The organism is Mucilaginibacter aureus, assembly GCF_053514885.1.
On the sequence record NZ_CP170601.1, the window covers coordinates 3,920,332 to 3,936,114 of the forward strand.

A 15,783-nucleotide genomic window follows, 5' to 3' on the forward strand; every position below is an offset into this window, starting at 1 on the left:
AGGTGTTGGGAAAATAAAAAAAGCAGAGGCTTGTGCGATTCCCCTCTTGAGAGGGGTGGAGGGGTGTGTCCTTTTATAACGCAAAATAACACATCCCCGCCACCACACTACCTTACGCACCCCTTCTCAAGAAGGGAGCTTTGATGGCAACCTGATCTTCCTAGCACCTGTGGTGTTATCACCAACAATAAAAGCCAAGCTTTTATTCCTATTTTTGGCGATCATTCATTATGGCAATAATTAAACTATCCAAAAACGAGCGCAGGCGGGCATCGGTATTTATTACCTGCCTTATTTTGGCCGTTGTTGCCTGGCTGCTCAGCAGCCTGTCCAGTCCACAGGAGTATAAAATCAAGATTGCCGTCAATTTTAGTAACCCGCCACAGCGCAGGTCATTCCGTTCATTACAGCCCGATACCATCGAAGCTAAAATAAAAGGCACCGGCTGGAATTTGCTGCTCTCGAGCATCAATGCAGATAATACCGCCATTACCGTAAGTCTTAAAGATCTCGATCAGCGTAATTATATCGTATTGAGCAACCAGTTGGCTGCTATCAACCAAAAACGCCCGGTCGACAGGGCCATCACCAAATTTAGCCCCGATACCTTGTATTTCGATTTTTCATCGCGTGCGGTAAAGCGTGTGCCGGTGCAGGTGCTCTATCGTATCGGCTTTAAAAAGCAGTTCGGCATTGCCGATCAGATCACCCTGCGGCCCAACTACGTAACGCTAAGCGGCCCTGCCGATGTATTGCAAAAAATAACCAGCTGGAAAACCGATTCGCTGGTGCTTAAAGATGTGGAAACACCCATAGATCAAACCGTACGGCTGCAGGGGGTGAGAGAGTCGAACATGACCATCTATCCTAAATCCGTACAGGTAAGGATACCCGTTGATGAGTTTACCGAAAAAACGGTTCAAATCCCTGTAAAACTCATCAACAATAAAAATTACTACAACGTAAAACTGTTTCCGCAAAAGGTAAAAGTAACTTTCCTCGTGTCGTTAGGTAAATATCCCGGTATCGATAACGGGTATTTTGAGGCTGTTGCCGATCTGGATCAGTGGCACGAAAAGGGTTACGAAGAGTTGCCGGTAAAACTCACATCCTTCCCTGATTATTGTAAAATAGTGAGCATTGAGCCACGAAACCTCGACTTTATCGTTAAAAAATAATGCTTAAAATTGGAATAACAGGCGGTATTGGCAGTGGTAAAAGTACCATCAGCAAAGTATTTGAGGTTTTGGGTATTCCGGTTTTTTATGCCGATGATGCCGCCAAACAAGTGATGACCACCGACCCGATCCTGATCGATGCACTTAAACAAACCTTTGGCAAGCAGGCTTATTTTGATGATGGCTCGTTAAACCGCAAGCACATAGCAGGTATTGTATTTAACAACACCGGCGAGTTAGCTAAACTGAACGCCATTACACACCCGGCCGTTTTCCGCGCTTTTGATCAATGGCTTACCGAAGTTAAAGATGTTCCATACGTAATGAAAGAGGCCGCCCTGATGTTCGAGAGCGGATCGGCTAAACTTTGCGATAAAAATATCCTGGTATATGCCCCGCTGCAAATGCGTATCGATAGGGTAGTTAAACGCGATGGCCTGAGCCGGGAAGAAGTAGAAAGCCGTAACGCCCGCCAGTTTACCGATGAGCAAAAACTTAAGCTCGCCGATTATGTCATCACCAACGACGACACTCAGTTGGTCATCCCGCAGGTACTTGCCTTGCACCGGCAGTTTTTAGAAATGGCGGTTACCAAATGATCCTATCCGATTTTATTGTTATCAACCAAAATGGCTTGTATTGCCGTTACGGCGATTTTTACCTCGATCCCAAATTGCCGGTAAAAAACGCGGTCATATCCCATGCTCACGGCGATCATGCTGTTAGCGGCAGCACTACGGTGTACTGCACCGAAGCCACAGCCGCTTTTATGGAAATGCGTTACGGTAAACTGGCCGCAAAACAATTTTGCCTGTTTGGCTTTCGCCGGATGTTTGCCATAGGCGAGGTGAGTATCACCCTGATATCGGCCGGCCACATGCTCGGTTCGGCACAGGTACTGATGGAATATCAGGGCATTAAATACCTGTACACCGGCGATTACAAAGTACAACCTGATGCTACCTGTGAGCCTATTGAATGGGTAAAAGCCGACGTACTCATAACCGAAACCACCTTTGCCGACCCTGCCCTGCAGCATCCCGACCCAATAGCCGAGATCAAAAAGCTCAACGATATTAAAAGCAATATCCTGTTAGGTGCGTATGCGTTGGGTAAAAGTCAGCGGCTCATTAATTTGATCAACACCTGGTGCCCGCAAAAAATAGTGCTGGTGCATCACCGTATTATGCCGGTTAATTTAATTTACGAGCGGTTTAATTTTTCGCCGGGCAAATACCAGTTGTATGGCCGCAAGCTGATGAAAGAGCAAAAAGAGTACGTTTACCTGGTGCCCCCTTTTACTTTCGACAGCTATTTTAAAGCTAAAGGCGTAAAGCGTTTATTTGCCTCAGGGTGGAAAAACCTGCAACCCAACGAGAACGACACCCTGTTTATATCCGATCACGTGGATTGGAACGATATACTTCAATGTGTTAACTTTGTCAATCCGCAACAGATATGGACATTACACGGCGACGGTAAACAACTCAAAGATCATTTTGCAGGTAACATCGAAGTTAAGCTATTAGACTAATGCTGATTGAAAACGTAGATTATTACATTAACGAGGATGGCAATTTTGTATTCACAAAAGAGTATCATTTAAAACGCGGTACCTGCTGTAAAAACAAATGCCTGCATTGCCCCTGGACCTACGGCCGGCCCAACCCTTCAGCTGAATCTGAGCCTGATAATTAGAATGTTACGGATGCAAAAGGATATATAAAAACAAGTTCCCCCCTTAGCGGGTTAGGGGGCTAAATAATTTTTACTGATATTTGCGCCACCGAATGAACATGCAAATAGACAAAGAAATACAAAGCGATAAGTTTGACGACAACTACCACAGGGCGGTGGTCAACATACTTTTCACCTACGGATGGCTTGGTAACGCTATGCGCGGCCAGTTCGAAAGGCATAATATTACCCAGCAGCAATTTAATGTGCTGCGTATTTTACGCGGGCAATACCCTAAGCCTGCAACAGTAAACCTGATCAAGGAGCGCATGCTTGATAAAATGTCCGATGCGTCGCGTATTGTTGACCGTTTGGTGCAAAAGCAACTGGTAACCCGCTGCACCAATGATAAAGACCGTCGCGCGGTTGATATCCGCATTAGCGACCAGGGCCTGGATATCCTGGCCAGGATCGATAAAGAATACAAAACCCGCGACCTGCTCCAAAATAATCTGACAGACAAAGAAGCAGGAGAACTAAGTGCCTTGCTGGATAAATTGAGGGGCTAATACCTTCCGATCATGAAATTGGAATATCTGCATTCTGGAAGTGATGATTGTCCATTAATAAGAATCTATCAAGGTACGACAGAAGAGCATCAGACCTTGCTCAACGCAATCGATCGATTACTAAATAAGGAAATAACCTCATTTTATCTTGATAAACTGCCGGATTTTGTACCAATTGATAATATTCAGTTAGAGTTTATTTTATCGATTTATCCCTTTGAAGAATATAACGTAGCAAATAAAAGTTTTTCGTACGGATTGACTAAAGAGGGGTTGCAAAAGATGAAGGAATTAATTATCCCATTTTTAACGGCATCTCCATATCAAGTATATCAATGGATATACGAAGATAGTGATATTGTTCTGTTATTGTCAGCGGACGGACAGTGGTAATAACCAATAACCAACTACATCTCCATCAAAAACCCGATCAGCGGTATACTGATACCCAATAGCACAACAATCATTTTACGCAGGTTAAATTTGTGTCCCTCGCTCGATTCGAACAGGATCGTGGTTGAAATATGCAGAAATATCCCGATCACCACGCCCATAATTCGGTTAAAATATTGTTGCAGGTTAAAGGTGGAAGCGTGGCTCAATCTATCGCTAAAAAAGTAACCGGCCGGAGCCATGATCGCGAAAAGCAGTAAAAAAAAGATCATCTTATTTTTCGGCACTTTGTTCACCATCATCACGCTGGCCAAAGCAAATGCCGCCGGGATATGGTGCAGCGCTATACCAAACACCAACTGATTTTGATATCCCTGCGCCAAAGGCATACCTTCCAAAAAAGCGTGGATACACAGGCTGATCAATATCGCGAACGGAAAAACCGGGCGATGGTCGTGCTCGTGGTGATGGATATGCCCATGTTCCACACCATCCGAAAATTGCTCCAGTATGATCTGGAATAAAAAGCCGCCCAGTATAAAAACGCCCACTAAATTATCATTGCCGTGGTAAGCATCGGGTATTAAATGCAATACTGTTATGGCAAATAAAAAGGCCCCGCTAAATGATAATACCAGTTTAAGCTTTTTGGTATGATCGCCCTTGTTGAAAAACAAAATGCTTATCCCGCCAAAAAAAGCGGCACCAAACAAAAGTAAAAGCTGCCAGATATGCATACTAAAAACGGGTGTTTAATTTTTTAAATATAAAGGCAAATAGCAAAGCTATTAAGGTGCCAAGCAGTGCCCCTGCAAAAACATCGGCAGGGTAGTGCAGGCCCACATAAACCTGCGCAAAGCAAATAGCCGCGGCCCATAGCGCGGCAGGTATCCAAAGCCATTTACGGCGTTTGTAAAATACTGCGCCTAAAAACACAGCAATGGCAAAATGGTCGCACGCGTGCGATGAGGTAAAGCTAAAGCCCGATCCGCAAGGCACGCGCGTAGTGATCAATGTGCTCATTTGCACACTATTACATGGCCGCAGCCGCTTAACCGAATGCTTAACAATGTTGCTGCTAAAATCGGCGGCGCCAACGGTAGCTATCAGCATCAGTATCAGGTACAGCCCGGTTTTTTTGTAACTGTAAATACAAAAACCAATAATGCAGATATATAGCGGTATCCAGGTTAACGGGTTACGCAGGCCAGGCATCAGCCAGTCAAAAAAGCTGTTGCCCATACCGTGGTTAACCAGGTAAAACAAATGATGGTCCAGTTGCTTCAGTTGCTCAATCATTGGTTTTTTTACAGATAAATATCAACCGGTCCGATGTTTCCAGGTCAAACTCTTCCAGCTTGTAATTGCCAAAGTTATGCACTATTTCAAAACCGCTTTTGGCAAAAAAACGTTTAAAATCAGCAACACCAAAAACCTTAACTTCTTCAACAAACGAGTATTGCTGCCCTTTATCTTCAAACTCAATATGCTTGGTTACTTTATCGCCCTCAATTTTTTTGTGAATGTTAAAGGTAATGCCATCCAACACTTTTTGCTCACTGTATTTTAACAGGTGTTTTATTTTATAGCAGTTAAAAAAATCCAACACCAGCAACCCGTTTGGCTTTAAAGCATTCCTAAAGGTTTTTAACGCTTTAATATGGTCATACTCGGTTTCAAAATAGCCAAAGCTGGTAAACAGGTTAAAGGCGATGTCAAAGTAGTTAATGTAAAACAGGTAACGCATATCGTGCACATAAAAGTGCAGATGGTGGTTTTCAAACTGTTTAGCGTATTGTATGTTGGCTATAGATAAGTCGATGCCCGTAACATCATAACCTTGTTTATTGAGGTAAATAGAGTGACGGCCTCGTCCGCAGGCAATATCCAACAGGCGCCAATTGTCATCCGGTTTTAAATATCCGCGAAGGTTATCAATAAAAAACTCGGCTTCGGCGTTGTTACGTTGCTGGTACAGAATGTGGTAATAGGGCGAGTTAAACCAGTTTTGAAACCACTTTTTGGGCATGTTGCATCAAATAAGAGGCGCAAATATAGCCATTTTGTACATGCTAAATAGCACATTTAACATTGGCTATCGGTCAAATATTGTTATTTTTGGACCTAAATATTTAAACATTGACTTTAATAAAATCTATTTCGGGGATACGGGGCACAATTGGTGGCGCCGCAGGCGATGGTTTAACGCCGGTTGACATTGTAAAATTTACTTCGGCATTTGGCACATGGGCGGTTGCAAAATCAGGTGTCCGCAAAATTGTAGTTGGCCGCGATGCCCGGTTATCCGGCAATATGGTGCTTAACCTGGTGGTGGGTACATTGCAGGGTTTGGGTATCGATGTTGTTGATCTGGGCCTTTCAACCACGCCAACTGTCGAAATAGCTGTTCCTTTAGAAAAAGCCGGTGGAGGTATCATATTAACTGCCAGCCATAACCCCAAACAATGGAATGCTTTAAAATTGCTTAACGCGAATGGTGAGTTCATCAGCGAAAGCGACGGCGCCCAGGTATTGGATATTGCCGAAAAAAGCGACTTTAAATATGCCGATGTAAACGATCTGGGTACGTTGCATGTAGACAATACCTATATGAAAAAACATATCGACCATATCCTGGCATTGCCGCTGGTTGATGTAAAAGCCATCGCGAAAGCGAACTTTAAAATAGTGATTGATTGCGTAAACTCTACAGGCGGCATATTTGTACCTGCTTTGCTGGAGGCCCTGGGTGTTAAAACCGTGCACAAATTGTTTTGCGAGCCCGATGGTAAATTTCCGCACAATCCGGAGCCGCTGCCCGAAAACCTGATCGAGCTAAGCAAAGAAGTTTTGGCTAAAAATGCCGATTTAGGTATTGCTGTCGACCCGGATGTTGACCGCCTGTGTTTTGTAAACGAAGACGGCAACATGTTTGGCGAAGAATATACTTTGGTGGCTATAGCCGATTACGTATTGAAAAATACCAAAGGTAATACGGTATCAAACCTGTCGTCAACCCGTGCTTTGCGCGATGTTACCGAAGATGCCGGTGGCGTATACAATGCTGCCGCGGTGGGCGAGGTTAACGTGGTCAATAAAATGAAAGAGACCAATGCTGTTATCGGCGGCGAAGGCAATGGCGGGGTGATCTATCCCGAATCGCATTACGGCCGTGATGCACTGGTTGGGATAGCGTTATTTTTAACTCACCTGGCTAAGTCGGGCAAAAGTATTTCGGTGCTGCGCCATGGCTACCCGTCTTACTTTATTTCAAAAAATAAGATCACTTTAACGCCCGAAATGGATATTGATGCCCTTTTGGCGAAAGTGAAAGAAAAATATAAAAAACAGCCACATTCAACCATCGACGGTTTAAAGATCGAGTTTGATAAGCAATGGGTACACCTGCGCCGCTCAAACACTGAGCCTATCATCCGTATTTACTCGGAAGGCGATTCTGAAACCGTTGCCGGGAATTTGGCCAACAAAATTATTGCGGATATTAAAGATATCCTGCAATTGAAGAATTAACATATTACCCACGTCATTGCGAGGTACGAAGCAATCTCTATGCTGTACAGAGAGAATATGCAAGTCCGCTCGTCTTACGTAGAGATTGCTTCGTGCCTCGCAATGACGTTTACAATAAAACTGACTTCTTAACAATAACAACTCACTGCTATGCGTGTTTATTTAGATAATGCTGCCACAACTCCCGTTGCCCCCGAAGTACTTAAGGCGATGTACGAAGTTATGGAAAACCACTACGGTAATCCATCATCTATCCATGCTCATGGGAGAGAAGTGCGCACATTGATCGAAAAGGCGCGTAAAACCATTGCTGCGTTGCTGCGTACGTCGCCTGCCGAGATATTCTTTACATCGGGTGGCACCGAAGCCGATAATACAGCCATCCGCTGTGGCATTATCGATCATGGTATCAAACACGCCATCACCAGCAAAACAGAGCACCATGCCGTAGTACATACCCTCGAGGCCATGCAAAAAGCCGGGATGATCGAACTTGATTTTGTTAAAACGGACAGCAAAGGCAATGCTGATCTTGAACATCTCGAAACTCTGTTGCAGCATCCCGAACGTAGTTTTGTATCCCTGATGCATGCCAATAACGAGATAGGCACCTTAACAGATATGGAACTGGTTGGTAACCTGTGCGAAAAATACAACGCCATCTATCATTGCGATACCGTGCAAACCATGGGGCATTACACGCACGATCTGAGCAAGCTAAAGGCCCACTTTATTGTTTGTGCTGCACATAAACTGCACGGGCCAAAAGGTGTTGGCTTTTTACACGTCAACCACCGCATCAAAATAAAACCAATGATCTATGGCGGTTCGCAGGAACGCAATATGCGCGGCGGTACCGAAAACGTTTACGGTATTGTTGGCATGGCCAAAGCGCTCGAAATGGCTTACGCCGAAATGCCCGAACACCAGGCCCATATACAGGAACTGAAAAGTTATATGATGGCGCAGCTGAAAGCCAGTATACCCGGTATTGAGTTTAACGGCGAAACCGATCCTGCTAAAAGCCTGTACACCGTTTTAAACGTGTCCTTCCCCGAAATGGAAATGGCCGATATGCTGTTGTTTAGTTTAGATATTGCCGGCATCTCTGCATCCGGCGGCAGCGCCTGCAGTTCGGGTACCGATATTGGCTCGCACGTGTTAACCGCCATTGGCGCTAACCCTAACCGCCCGGCCGTACGTTTCTCTTTCTCTAAATACACCACCAAAGACGAGATCGATTACGCGGTGAGTAAGGTTAAAGAAATTTGCTTGGTCAACGCCTGATGCAACAGTTTACACCAATTCCCGGTAGCTTCAAACAAATCAGGAAACAAACACTGATCAGGTCTGCTGTTGTTTTGCCGATCCTGTTAATTGCTTGTGCAATCATTTCGTTGCCTCACGATAAAACCGAGGTTAACGTAATGCCATACACAGTTGGGCTTTTGGCCGTTGTGTTGGTTTATAGTGTCTTTCGGGCTGTAAACAGGCAAAAGCTAATGTTCGAAAGCTATGTACTTAAGATTACTGATAACACGCTGATTCGGGAACAACTAAATATGCCGATCACCACTATCACTTATACCGATATCGATCAGATTTTAAAAAGTAAGAACGGAGCTATAGTTATTAAAGCTACGAGTTCAAAAAATAATATCTATATCCCAGCACAGATTGATAACTCTGCAGAACTGGAAGCCATTTTGACCCGGATTAAGGGATTTACCGTCAAAACAGGCAACACTGCTCTTAAATTGTACTTGAATTATGCCGCAGTATTAATGAGCCTGGTCGGTATGGTGTGCATTTATACGGTAGATAACAAAATTGTAGTTGGAATATCCGGCGCTATAACAATAGTGATGATGATACGGGGAATTTACGTCATTCGCACCAACAAAAATATTGATGAGAAGACCAGGCGTTCATTAGGATTGTTTATTATTGTTTTGTTATCAATTATTGCGACTGTATACTTCAAATTGTTTCCCATGAAGTAATATTTGCCACTGAACTCCTAAACTCCTATATTTAAGCTCATCCCATAAGCATGAGCGATTTTTTTCAACTGAAATCTAAGCAAACATCTGTCTCCACCGAAATCATAGCCGGTACATCATCCTTCCTGGCAACGGCTTATATTATTGTGGTTAACCCCGATGTTTTAAGTAAAACGGGCATGCCTTTTGCCGCTGTGCTTACCGCCACGGTATTGGTATCGTTCTTCAGCAGCTTAATGATGGGGCTATATGCCAGAAATCCTATCCTCGTAGCACCCGGAATGGGCCTCAATGCGTTTTTTACTTTTTCGGTAGTGTTGGGTATGCATGTGCCCTGGCAAACGGCCCTGGGCGCGGTATTTTGGTCGGGTATTGTGTTTTTGCTGCTTTCTGTTTTTAACATCCGTACCTACATTGTAAGGGCCATACCCAAACAACTACGCTATGCCATATCCGCCGGTATCGGACTGTTCATTACACTTATCGGTTTTGTTAATGCAGGGTTTTTAGTCGCCAACCGGGAAACTATCATTGGCATCGGCAAGCCTGACGTGGTAACCGTTACCTTTTTAGCCGGTTTGCTGTTGATGTCTGTCCTCATCATCAAAAAAGTTAAAGGCAGTATCCTTTTGGGGATCCTGTTTACCACGCTTGCGGCTTATCCCATTGGCCGCTGGTGGGGTATGGGGCACCCCAATATCATAACCTGGCATGGTGTATTTGCCGCACCCGATTTTTCCCTTGTCGGGAAGCTCGATTTGGTGCATTCGTTAAAATGGTCATTCGTGCCCGTTATTTTCGCTTTCGTGTTTACCGATATGTTCGATAGCCTTTCAACATTCATCGGCCTGTCCGAAGCAGCAAACCTGCTCGACGAAAACGGCGAACCCCGGCACATTAAAAAAGCCTTATTAACCGATGCCGTATCAACCACCATTGCCGGTTTGTTAGGCTCCAGTCCGGGTACGGCCTATATCGAGTCGGCAGTAGGTATCGAGTCAGGCGGGCGTACCGGTTTAACTGCCATAGTAGGCGGCTTGTGGTTCCTGCCGTTCCTTTTCCTGGCGCCGTTGTTATCCATTGTTCCATCCATTGCAACTGCACCTGCTTTGGTGCTGGTAGGGGTATTCATGATCCGCCCTATCACCAGGATCAACTGGCTGCAGCTGGATGATGCCATACCGGCTTTTTTGGCTATGGTGCTTATCCCGTTTACCTATTCTATAACCCAGGGCATTATTTGGGGTTTTTTAAGCTATACGGCTTTAAAATTGTTATCCGGCAAGGCAAAAGAGGTTAGCTTCGCGCTCATCATTATCGATGCTTTTGCCATTGCAGCCCTCATTTTAGCCTGATCCACAACGATGAAAAAACATATCCTGCTTACGCTGATCCTCATCTTAAACTTGTATACCGTATCCGCGCAAGCGCCGGTAAAGCCGGTTAATACGCCTGTAGTTAAAACCAGGGCTCAAAATATCACGGCTATCTTAGGCGCGTTCCCGCCCGAGGTAGCTTTGATCCGCGACCATATCCTGCAAAAAAAGGAATTTGTTTTTCAGAACATCCATTTTACTACCGGGCTGCTTAACGGCCGCCGTGTGGTATTGGCGCAAACAGGTATGGGTAAGGTTAATGCAGCTATTACCACCACGCTGGTATTAGAGCATTTTGCACCCCGCGAAGTATTGTTTACCGGCATTGCCGGTGGGGTTGACCCTGAGCTTTCCCCGGGCGACCTGGTTATCGGCAACCTGCTTGCCCATCACGATTATGGTACCATTACGCCCGATAGCATGCTGTTACGGCCCACACGTAACCCGGTAAATTTGCAGGATAATCCAATTTATTTCCCATCAGATGCCCGTTTGATCGGGCTGGCGCAAAGTGTGAGCCGTTTCGTGGTGTTGCAAAAGATCGGTACCCGCAATGGCAACCGCTCACCTAAAATTGTTACCGGCACCATCGTCACCGGTGATGTTTTTGTCGCTTCGCGAAAAGCAACCACGGCAATGTACCAAAAAATGCACGCCGAAGCTACCGAAATGGAAGGCGCAGCCATAGCACAAACCTGTTATCAGCAACAGGTTCCGTTCCTGGTTATCCGCAGCCTGAGCGACGATGCAGGCAGCAATGCATCCAGTGATGTGGCCAGCTTTTACAAAATAGCCGCCGAAAATTCGGCGGCCATGATTATAGCTATTGTTGCTAAGCTGTAATTATTCCTCGTCTTTAGGTGGTGCGTCCCTGTCAACATTTAAAGTATAGGCCGCTTCGCTCGCTTTGTCGGCAGCTTCTAAACCTTGCGTATCAGGTTCAATGTAAGTATCGTCGTCATCCTCATCGCTTCGTTCAATGCCATCGCTGTGGTAATCTTTCTGGCTTTCCTGGTCTTCGGCATCGTTCTCTGAGTTTTCGCCGGTCGGTATTATTTCGTCTTCGTCTGGAGTCATCATTGGCTTAAGTTTTATTTAAATATAACGCTTTCATGCCGATGTTGTTTGTATGTGCAAATAAAATAACCTTATCTTGTAACTAACAAAATTCGTAGCGCCTTTGCGCGAAAAAAATACGCGCAACGCTCCGGATAATGTTACATTGCATCCATAATCTCCCCGGGATTTTTTACCTACATTGCTTTTTTATTTCCTAAGTCGATACTCATGAGAAAGCTCTTTATTATCAGTTCCATCATCATCGTAGCCATGCTTGCTGCGTGGAGCTTAGTTTGGCCGCCTGCAGTGTTTTCGTTTGTGATAGTTGGCCCGTTTATCATTATCGGCGTATTCGATCTTTTTCAAAAGAAGCACAGTATTGTACGCAACTTCCCGGTATTTGGTCATTTACGCTTTGTGATGGAAGAGCTGCGCCCCAAAATATACCAGTATTTTGTTGAAAGTGATACCGATGGTACACCATTTAACCGCCAAAACCGCAGTGTAATTTACCAGCGTGCTAAAAAGGTTGATGATACCCGCCCCTTCGGTACCGAACTCGACGTTTACGAAACCGGCTACGAATGGCTCAATCACAGTATTTCCGCCATCGATCATAAACAACTTAATGAAGACCCGCGGGTACTGGTTGGCGGTCCGCAATGCAAGCTACCCTATAGCGCAAGCGTATTTAATATTTCGGCCATGAGTTTTGGCTCGCTCAGCGAGAACGCTATACTGGCTTTAAACGGTGGTGCCCAGTTGGGTAACTTTGCCCACAACACCGGCGAAGGCGGCCTGAGCGAGCACCATTTGCAGCCCGGCGGCGATATTTTCTGGCAGATCGGCACCGGCTATTTCAGCTGCCGCCACACCGACGGCACTTTTGATTATGATGCCTTTGCACAGCGCGCGGTATTGCCGCAGGTACGCATGATCGAGATCAAGCTATCGCAGGGCGCCAAACCTGGTCACGGCGGTATTTTGCCGGCTGCTAAGGTAACGCCCGAAATTGCGAAGATCCGTTTGGTTAACATGGGCGAAGATGTGATCTCCCCACCGGGTCACACCGCATTTACCACACCACTGGAAATGATGGCTTTCATTCAGAAACTGCGCGACCTTTCCGGCGGCAAGCCTATAGGTTTTAAATTATGCGTTGGACATAAAAGCGAGTTTTTAGCCATCTGTAAGGCAATGATCAAAACCGGTATCTACCCCGATTTTATTACCGTTGATGGGGGTGAGGGCGGTACAGGCGCCGCTCCTTTGGAGTTCTCTAACTCGGTAGGTATGCCTTTGCGCGAAGCACTGGCCTTTGTTTATGATGCCTTAACGGGATTCGATCTCAAAAAACACATCCGTATTATAGCTTCGGGTAAAGTAGCAACAGGGTTTGACCTGGTTAAAAACTTTGCTTTAGGCGCGGATATGTGCAACAGCGCCCGCGGAATGATGTTTGCCTTAGGCTGCATCCAGGCATTGGAATGTAATATGAATACCTGCCCCACAGGCGTAGCCACACAGGATAAAAGCCTGATGAGGGGCCTGGTGGTATCCGATAAAAAAGTACGTGTGGCCAGTTTCCATAAAGAAACTATCGGCAGCGCCATGCAAATGATCGGCGCGGCAGGACTACGTCACCCCGATGACTTGCACCGCTCATTTATTTACCGCCGCGTAAGCGCTAACCTTATTCAAACTTATTCGCAGTTGTTTCCTTATATTCCGAAAGGCAGCCTGCTGCAAACACCGCACCCGCTAACTTTTGAAGTGGATATGGCCATCAGTTCGGCCGAAACATTTGTACCCGATTATAGTAAAATATCACAGGTTGACCCTATAACAGGGTTAACCCTATCAATGGCTAATTGAAGTATGCTTAATCTTAATTTTAAACCATTCCCAAAAATTGAAACCGAAAGGCTAACCTTAAGGCAACTGGATATTGCCGATGCGGCCGACCTGTACCCGATCCGTACCCACCCGGTTGTATTGCGCTATACCAATATGGCGGTGCACCAAAACGTTGCGCAAACGGAAGCATTTATCAAGCTCATATTGGCAAACGAAGCCGCCGGTGAAGCGGTGCTGTGGGCCATTACGTTAAAAAATGAGCCTGCGCTTATTGGTACAATATGTTTCTGGAACATTGAACCGGAGAAAGACCGCGCCGAAATAGGTTATATTCTGCAACCCGACCTGCATGGCCGGGGCCTGATGGGAGAAGCCGTTTCCGCAGTAATAGATTATGGATTTGAGGTAATGAAATTACAGACCATCATTGCCGATCTGCACGAAGAAAATGAAACTTCGGTACGGCTATTAAAACGCCGGTATTTTGTAAAACAAAGTGATTCAGAGTACGGTACGGCGATATATATCTTGAATAGAAACTAAAAATGCCCCGGCTTTTATACCGGAGCATTTTTAGTTTAATATGATCAGATCTTATTTTTCAGGAGTTTCGCCGGCTATAGCCAACTCACCTTCTGGATTTTCTATATAATTACGTTCTTTTAAACGTGTTGATACAAACAGGAAAGCAATAATAAATACCACAACGATCGCGATAAAGAACCAGTAATAGTTAGCGCCCTGTAGGTAAGGCTCTAAAAAGCCGTGCGATGAAATATTACCATTGATCACCGCGGTAAAGGTATTACCCAAAGCAACCACCAGGAACCAGATGCCCGACATGGTACTTTTCATTGATTTTGGCGAGTTAGTGTAGGCATATTCCAAACCGGTAATCGAAACCAAAACCTCCGCTGCCGAAAGCACCACATAGGCAAATACCTGCCACCAGATTGACGGATGGCCGCCATGGTCGATGCTTTGTTGTATCATGGCAATAACTACAAATGATAAAGCAGTTAATATCAAACCAACACCTAATCTTCTTAGCGGTGTGGCTTTCAGGCCCATCCTGTCAAAGGCGGGATAAACCCAATAGTTAAATAACGGGATAAATATCAGCAGGAATACCGGGTTAAAGGTTTGTACCTGGCCCGCCAGTATTTCAAATTTGGTGAAGCCCAGGTTAATATGGCGGTCCATTTTAGCGGCCTGTATAACCCATTCCGACAGGTTTTGATCCCAAACCGCCCAAAATGCCAGTGCGAAAAAGAACACCGCCATTACACGATATACCGCTTTAATGCCCTCTACACGCTCAGGATCATATTGACCTTTGGCCACGTCCAGCCATGACTCGCCTTTTTTCTTTTTGCCGAGATTAAATAATGCGTAAAATGAGATAAAAACAAAGTTATTTCTGTTAACGCCTGATGGCGGTACACGAACGTACATTTTACGGCCCGAGAAGAAAATAATGGTAGCTAAAAGCATCAGTATCCCCGGGATACCAAACGCCCATTTAGCACCGTATTTATCATACACCCAGGGAATCAGTACGGTTGATATCATTGAGCCGGCATTGATACTGAAATAAAACCAGCCATAAACCTTATCCAATAAGCTTGCATTGGTTTTGTCAAACTGGTCGCCCACGTTAGCCGATACACACGATTTAATACCACCGGCGCCTATTGCTATCAATACCAAACCAAATGTAAACATGCTCAGGTTGGTGTCAAACAGGCCTAAACACAAATGTCCAAAACAATAAACTATCGATATGTAAAGAATGATCTTGTATTTTCCTGTAAACCAATCGGATACCACGCCACCCACAAATGGCAGGGCATAAGCTAAGGCTACAAAAAAGTGCGTGCTGGCATTAGCGTGAGCTTCTGCGGCCTGTACTACCGAAGGTACCTTGCTACCCGAAGGATTGTAAAACTGGGCAACTAAAAATGTTACCAGGATAGAGCGCATGCCATAAAAGCTGAAACGCTCGGCGGCTTCGTTGCCAATAATAAAGGGGATACTTCGCGGGTAGCGGGGTTTAACAGTTACCTCTGCAGATTCTTGCATATGTCAGTTTTTAATAAATTTTTGCTAAAATAAGATTATTCTGATAAATCAAAATTTA

The 15,783-nt window shown here is 45.1% G+C and carries 18 protein-coding genes; 13 read left to right on the plus strand and 5 right to left on the minus strand.

All coding sequences use genetic code 11. From position 1 onward, the window contains the following. Positions 1-230 precede the first annotated feature (230 nt). The 6 genes from ACFGVR_RS16565 to ACFGVR_RS16590 all read left to right on the plus strand — a co-directional run bounded on the left by ACFGVR_RS16565 (position 231) and on the right by ACFGVR_RS16590 (position 3,817). A complete protein-coding gene (locus ACFGVR_RS16565; protein WP_448698453.1) occupies positions 231-1,178 on the plus strand; it encodes a CdaR family protein in 948 nt (315 codons plus the stop codon). Continuing rightward, entirely contained in the window at positions 1,178-1,777 is a 600-nt protein-coding gene (gene coaE, locus ACFGVR_RS16570; protein WP_448698455.1) for a dephospho-CoA kinase, read from the plus strand. The genes ACFGVR_RS16565 and coaE overlap by 1 nt, the downstream gene beginning before the upstream one ends. Then, positions 1,774-2,712 carry an exonuclease gene (locus ACFGVR_RS16575; protein WP_448698456.1) on the plus strand — a complete coding sequence of 313 codons (939 nt, stop codon included), beginning with the start codon at positions 1,774-1,776 and terminating at the stop codon, positions 2,710-2,712. The genes coaE and ACFGVR_RS16575 overlap by 4 nt, the downstream gene beginning before the upstream one ends. Further along, positions 2,712-2,876, plus strand: coding sequence for a DUF5522 domain-containing protein (locus ACFGVR_RS16580; protein WP_448698457.1), 165 nt, complete (start codon positions 2,712-2,714; stop codon positions 2,874-2,876). The genes ACFGVR_RS16575 and ACFGVR_RS16580 overlap by 1 nt, the downstream gene beginning before the upstream one ends. A 92-nt stretch (positions 2,877-2,968) precedes the next feature. Beyond that, positions 2,969-3,424: a MarR family winged helix-turn-helix transcriptional regulator gene (locus ACFGVR_RS16585; protein ID WP_448698458.1), complete on the plus strand. Its 456-nt coding sequence runs from the start codon at positions 2,969-2,971 to the stop codon at positions 3,422-3,424. A 12-nt stretch (positions 3,425-3,436) separates the two neighbouring features. Then, a complete protein-coding gene (locus ACFGVR_RS16590) occupies positions 3,437-3,817 on the plus strand; it encodes a hypothetical protein (protein ID WP_448698459.1) in 381 nt (126 codons plus the stop codon). A 14-nt stretch (positions 3,818-3,831) separates the two neighbouring features. Here ACFGVR_RS16590 and ACFGVR_RS16595 read toward each other — a convergent pair whose 3' ends face one another. The 3 genes from ACFGVR_RS16595 to ACFGVR_RS16605 are packed head-to-tail and all read right to left on the minus strand — an operon-like array spanning position 3,832 to position 5,846. After that, entirely contained in the window at positions 3,832-4,554 is a 723-nt protein-coding gene (locus ACFGVR_RS16595) for a ZIP family metal transporter (RefSeq protein WP_448698460.1), read from the minus strand. Between the two features lies 1 nt (position 4,555). Beyond that, the gene (locus ACFGVR_RS16600; protein WP_448698461.1) at positions 4,556-5,116 is read right to left on the minus strand and encodes a phosphatase PAP2 family protein; all 561 of its coding nucleotides are present in this window, start codon (positions 5,114-5,116) and stop codon (positions 4,556-4,558) included. Continuing rightward, complete coding sequence (locus tag ACFGVR_RS16605) at positions 5,109-5,846, minus strand: class I SAM-dependent methyltransferase (RefSeq protein WP_448698462.1); 738 nt, start codon at positions 5,844-5,846, stop codon at positions 5,109-5,111. The genes ACFGVR_RS16600 and ACFGVR_RS16605 overlap by 8 nt, the downstream gene beginning before the upstream one ends. A gap of 110 nt (positions 5,847-5,956) precedes the next feature. Here ACFGVR_RS16605 and glmM point away from each other — a divergent pair, with 110 nt between their 5' ends. The 5 genes from glmM (at position 5,957) to ACFGVR_RS16630 (ending at position 11,570) form a co-directional block, all read left to right on the plus strand. Then, the gene (glmM, locus tag ACFGVR_RS16610) at positions 5,957-7,348 is read left to right on the plus strand and encodes a phosphoglucosamine mutase (RefSeq protein WP_448698464.1); all 1,392 of its coding nucleotides are present in this window, start codon (positions 5,957-5,959) and stop codon (positions 7,346-7,348) included. Positions 7,349-7,498: 150 nt separating this feature from the next. Next, positions 7,499-8,635 carry a cysteine desulfurase family protein gene (locus tag ACFGVR_RS16615; protein WP_448698465.1) on the plus strand — a complete coding sequence of 379 codons (1,137 nt, stop codon included), beginning with the start codon at positions 7,499-7,501 and terminating at the stop codon, positions 8,633-8,635. Continuing rightward, entirely contained in the window at positions 8,635-9,351 is a 717-nt protein-coding gene (locus ACFGVR_RS16620; RefSeq protein ID WP_448698466.1) for a hypothetical protein, read from the plus strand. The genes ACFGVR_RS16615 and ACFGVR_RS16620 overlap by 1 nt, the downstream gene beginning before the upstream one ends. A gap of 50 nt (positions 9,352-9,401) precedes the next feature. Beyond that, entirely contained in the window at positions 9,402-10,706 is a 1,305-nt protein-coding gene (locus ACFGVR_RS16625) for an NCS2 family permease (RefSeq protein ID WP_448698467.1), read from the plus strand. Between the two features lie 9 nt (positions 10,707-10,715). Continuing rightward, positions 10,716-11,570: a 5'-methylthioadenosine/adenosylhomocysteine nucleosidase gene (locus ACFGVR_RS16630; protein ID WP_448698468.1), complete on the plus strand. Its 855-nt coding sequence runs from the start codon at positions 10,716-10,718 to the stop codon at positions 11,568-11,570. Here the strand turns inward: ACFGVR_RS16630 and ACFGVR_RS16635 are convergent, their stop codons facing one another. Beyond that, positions 11,571-11,807 carry a hypothetical protein gene (locus ACFGVR_RS16635; protein ID WP_448698469.1) on the minus strand — a complete coding sequence of 79 codons (237 nt, stop codon included), beginning with the start codon at positions 11,805-11,807 and terminating at the stop codon, positions 11,571-11,573. A 207-nt stretch (positions 11,808-12,014) separates the two neighbouring features. Between ACFGVR_RS16635 and ACFGVR_RS16640 the strand changes: the two genes are divergently transcribed. After that, positions 12,015-13,661 carry an FMN-binding glutamate synthase family protein gene (locus ACFGVR_RS16640; protein WP_448698470.1) on the plus strand — a complete coding sequence of 549 codons (1,647 nt, stop codon included), beginning with the start codon at positions 12,015-12,017 and terminating at the stop codon, positions 13,659-13,661. Between the two features lie 3 nt (positions 13,662-13,664). After that, positions 13,665-14,186, plus strand: a complete 522-nt coding sequence (locus tag ACFGVR_RS16645) for a GNAT family N-acetyltransferase (RefSeq protein ID WP_448698471.1) — start codon at positions 13,665-13,667, stop codon at positions 14,184-14,186. Between the two features lie 51 nt (positions 14,187-14,237). Here the strand turns inward: ACFGVR_RS16645 and ACFGVR_RS16650 are convergent, their stop codons facing one another. Further along, positions 14,238-15,725 carry a POT family MFS transporter gene (locus ACFGVR_RS16650; protein ID WP_448698472.1) on the minus strand — a complete coding sequence of 496 codons (1,488 nt, stop codon included), beginning with the start codon at positions 15,723-15,725 and terminating at the stop codon, positions 14,238-14,240. Between the last annotated feature and the right edge of the window lie 58 nt (positions 15,726-15,783).